We start from the raw sequence: 4,755 nt of genomic DNA on the forward strand, positions 1-4,755 counted from the left end.
TATAAGTATAACTTGCCATACCGTGCGCAATCAGCGTGCCGTCTTGATTGACCAATAACATGCGTGTGGTGCAGCCTTTGCGTCCCATGCGGATGATTTCAGCCGTGGCAACAAACGCTGTACCACGCCCTGGAGCAAGATAATCAATACGCAAATCTGTGGTGGCTATGCGTTGCACACGCTGACGCTGCTCATCAAACGTACCGATATCACGGCGATAAATTTCAAACATCGATGTCAGCCCACCGATGGTATCAAGCAGCGTTGCCGCCACCCCACCATGCAAAATCTTAAAATGCAGATTGCCGATTAGGCCTGCGTGATTGTCAATACGCCCGACCATCTGCCCATCCTCGAGCGCAAAGCGCATTTGGCACAACTGGGCAAACGGCATATCACTCATCACTTGCGCGATTTGATCGCCCAATTCGCTCAGTGGTGGTTTGATCAGTGCTGACGCAGAATCGGCATTAAAATCCGAGATTTGCGCCGCATCATTGAGGCGCGGATTGACAGGTTGATGGGGTAACATAGCAACTTCCTTGTACAGACCAAACAAATCGTAACCGCATATACCAACAGTTACAGACGGGGCAAAATGTAGTTTGCTCAGCTATGCTACAATAGCCACATCGTACAAGCAAGCCGACTGTATGACTCATTTAACCAAGTAAAATTAGGTAAAATAAGGATAAGATCATGAGTTATGTGTTTAATCGCAGCTTTCCCAATACCCGTTTGCGCCGTTTACGCTACAACGATAACGTCCGCGCAATGGTGCAAGAGGTATCACTTGCGCCCAAGCATTTAATCGCGCCTGTGTTTGTCATGGAGGGCAACCACCAACGCCAAGCTATCCCCAGTATGCCGGGCGTTGAGCGTTTGAGCATTGACTTAATCGTTGATTACGCCAAGCAGCTGTTGGATGTTGGCGTGACCACGATTGACCTATTCCCTGTGGTCGAGGCAGCAGACAAGTCGCCACTGGCAGAAGCCGCCTACGCTGAGGGCAATTTGGTGAGCCGCACGATCGAAGCCCTCAAACGTGATGTACCCGAGATGGTCGTGATGACCGATGTTGCACTTGACCCCTACACCACCCACGGACAAGACGGTATTTTGGACGATAGCGGCTATGTGGTCAATGATCCCACCGTTGAGATTTTGATCAAACAGACCTTAAACCATGCACGTGCAGGTGCCGATATTATTTCGCCCTCTGACATGATGGATGGACGCATCGGGGCATTGCGCCAAGCGCTTGACGCCGAAGGCTTTGTCAATACGGCTATCATGGCATATTCTGCCAAATATGCATCCGCGTATTATGGGCCATTTCGTGATGCCGTCGGTAGCTCGGGCAACCTCAAAAGCGGTCACAAAAAACAATACCAAATGGACTTTGGCAACCGCGCCGAAGCCTTGCATGAAGTCGCGCTTGATATCCAAGAGGGCGCGGACATGGTAATGATTAAACCCGGACAGCCCTATCTAGATCTGGTGCGCGAGGTCAAATCAACGTTTGGAGTACCCACTTACGCCTATCAAGTATCGGGTGAATACGCCATGCACATGGCAGCGATCCAAAATGGTTGGCTAAGCGACGCAGTAATTTTAGAAAGCCTACTGGGTTTTCGCCGCGCAGGTGCGGACGGGATTTTGACGTATTTTGCCCTAGAGGCGGCCAAGCAGTTGCAGACAGCACGCTAAAATACAACTGTTCGCAATAACTACAAACGGATAAGTTGTGTTCACATATTGCTACTGCCCAACAATGCGTTTGGTGCTAAGCTAAACTCATTTATTGACTTCCTCCCCTCCCTAAAGTGAGGGGATTCCTTCTGCAAGACGGTGAAGCCCCACCGCAAACCTAAGACAATGGCAACCGCCCGTACGACACACCGTACATCTTAAGTTCTTATTTTAAGCTAATCCTACCGTTAGGATTGTCATAGACACGAATTAGCTTAAGTGTGTGTTTGGAAACGTCTTACCAGTTAAGTTACTGCGTACTCGCAATTTAGTCTTAACTTAACTGTGGAATGTAAGACATTGAATATAGTGAGATGAGTATAGCAAAACTCATCGCATTTAACAATTGCCTTATATCCACCGCCTGAAGTCGGTGGTTTTACGGCAACGAATGATAAATGATTGGCACTGTTGCATCAGGTCTAGAGAGGCAAGTATGTCAGAACCCGAAGAACGTTTATCCATCGGCAAAAGTATTGGCTTTGCCATCGCGTTGTTGGTATTTTTAATGCTTAGCTTTCGGTTGGCAGGTGGTCCCGTGCCAAGCACGAATGCAGACGGTGCTAGTGTCATCAGCCAAACCGACAGCGTTATTAGCACGCTAAATCAACCCGAGGCACATTTGCCAACGCGTCCATAAACACATTTTTAGTTGTGTTTTTGACCCCGACGTTGAGACAACAATTTAGTCATCGCCAAATTCAAGCCAAGCTCTAATGCTTGGCTTTTTGTGTTTATTTAAGCATTAAATTATTTTAAAACCATGATATAGCAGTGGTTTTTTGCCCAATTTTTGCTGATCGCTTTGCCAGTTTTTAGCCAAACGGCTTATAATACGCGATTATTTTACCAAACAAGATGTGCCTAAATTTTGAGACCCCCTATGAGCCAACTCAATCCACGACAACAAGAAGCCATGCAATATGTATCAGGACCATTATTGGTCTTGGCAGGTGCTGGGTCAGGCAAAACCTCAGTCATCACGCGCAAAATCGCCTATCTGATTGAGCAATGCCAAATGCCTGCCGAACGCATCACCGCGGTGACTTTTACCAACAAGGCAGCGCGCGAGATGAAAGCACGCGTGCAAAAGCTACTGCCTAGTGACAAAACGCGCGGCTTAACGGTCTCGACATTTCACCAGTTTGGCTTGCAGTTTTTGCGCTATGAGTTACTGCACACACCACTTAAGGGCAATTTTTCCATCATGGACAGCGAGGACAGCAAACGGCTGTTGATGGATCTGATGGTGCGTGACAACATGAGCGGGGCTGAAAGCCGGGAGCTGGTTGGCAAAGCCATCAAGATGATATCAGACTGGAAAAACGATTTGATCCGCCCCGAGCAAGCAGCCGCCACCCTGTCTGATCCCGAAGATATGCTGTTTGCTACATTGTATGAGCTATACGAGCGCAATTTGCGCGCGTACAACGCGGTGGATTTTGATGATTTGATCGTGCTGCCCACCCAGATTTTACAAGCACAACCACAGGTACGTGATAAGTGGCAAAACCGCATTCGTTATTTGTTGGTCGATGAATACCAAGACACCAACACCGCGCAATATGAGCTGATTAAGCTATTGGTCGGGGTGCAGGCGCGCTTTACCGTGGTGGGTGATGATGACCAATCGATCTATGCTTGGCGCGGCGCAAAGCCTGAGAATATGGCACTGTTACAGCAGGATTTTCCCAAGCTCAAAGTGGTTAAGCTTGAGCAAAATTACCGTTCAACCAATCGTATCTTACACGCCGCCAACGCCGTCATCACCAATAATGAACACTTGTTTGAAAAAAAACTGTGGTCAGATAAAGGTCATGGCGAGCTGATTCGCGTCATTAACTGCCGCAATGATGACGATGAGGCCGAGCGCGTAGCAAAAGAAATCGTCACCCACCGACTGCGCCACGGCAACCAATGGCAGGACTATGCCGTATTGTATCGCAGCAACTTTCAAGCGCGTATGCTAGAGGCACAACTGCGCCAAATGCAAGTGCCCTATAAGCTGTCGGGCGGTACGTCATTTTTTGCCCGCAGTGAAATCAAAGATATCATGGGCTACTTACGGTTGATCTTAAACCCCGAAGACGACAGCGCTTTTTTGCGCATCATCAACACGCCCAAACGCGGACTTGGGCCTGCCAGCCTTGAAAAACTGGGTCTATTTGCCCAAGAACAGCATATTTCGTTGTTGGCAGCAAGTAGCCACGCAGGGCTTAGCCACGCGCTGCCCAAAAAGGCGGCCAGTGAGCTCAAAACCTTTGCCGATTTCATCGAACATTACACGCGTGAACTTGACCAACACCCCGACCCTGTGCCGTTGGTGCGTCAGATGATTGATGAAACAGGTTATATTGACTTGGTCAAAGCCGAAGCCAAAACTCCGCAACAAGAAAAGGTGCGTATTGATAATATCGATACCCTATACGCCAGTATTCAAAACCTGATCAACCGTGCTGAGAGTGATGACGAACGCACGATTGACGCGGTCATTCGCAAGTTGGTACTACTTGATATGCTTGAACAGCAGCAAGAAGAAGAAAACACCAACAAGGTCAATTTGATGACCTTACACGCTGCCAAAGGGCTAGAATTTGACTACGTCTATATCATGGGGCTAGAGGAAGAACTGCTGCCACATAAAAACTCCATCGTTGCCGATAGCATCGAAGAAGAACGCCGTTTGATGTACGTCGGTATTACCCGTGCCAAAAAAGAGCTGACCTTGCTGCACGCCAGCCAACGCCGTGGCGGTGGTCAAATGCGCACCACCACACCGAGCCGATTTTTGGAAGAGCTACCGCACGACCACCTAGACGCGCCAACACTCAAAAAACCGACAAGTGTAGTGACTGGCGATGGCAAGCCCAAAACTGCCGATGATTATTTGGCAAATTTACGTGCACTCTTAGGCAATAAGGCAGGATAACGGCATAAGCCTTACCAAAAACTGGTAGATTTAGCGATTTTGATTAACCCTTTGTGCTGTAAAACAAATTTTAG

The 4,755-nt window shown here is 48.3% G+C and carries 4 protein-coding genes; 3 read left to right on the forward strand and 1 reads right to left on the reverse strand.

Features of this window, described 5'->3' with window-relative positions; all coding sequences use genetic code 11:
• Nucleotides 1-532: thioesterase family protein (locus tag MA2_RS10395; protein ID WP_067059578.1), on the reverse strand; the 532-nt coding region annotated here is incomplete at its 3' end.
• 167 nt (nt 533-699) lie between these two features.
• On the opposite strand from MA2_RS10395, the gene hemB reads away from it, so the two are divergent.
• From hemB to MA2_RS10410, 3 genes are all read left to right on the forward strand, one after another.
• Nucleotides 700-1,710, forward strand: a complete 1,011-nt coding sequence (hemB, locus tag MA2_RS10400) for a porphobilinogen synthase (RefSeq protein WP_067059580.1) — start codon at nt 700-702, stop codon at nt 1,708-1,710.
• 478 nt (nt 1,711-2,188) lie between these two features.
• Entirely contained in the window at nt 2,189-2,392 is a 204-nt protein-coding gene (locus tag MA2_RS10405; protein WP_067059582.1) for a hypothetical protein, read from the forward strand.
• Between the two features lie 243 nt (nt 2,393-2,635).
• Entirely contained in the window at nt 2,636-4,681 is a 2,046-nt protein-coding gene (locus MA2_RS10410; protein ID WP_067059584.1) for a UvrD-helicase domain-containing protein, read from the forward strand.
• Nucleotides 4,682-4,755: the final 74 nt, after the last annotated feature.

The sequence above is a fragment of the Moraxella atlantae NBRC 14588 genome (genome assembly GCF_001591265.1).
Taxonomy (GTDB): Bacteria; Pseudomonadota; Gammaproteobacteria; order Pseudomonadales; family Moraxellaceae; genus Faucicola; species Faucicola atlantae.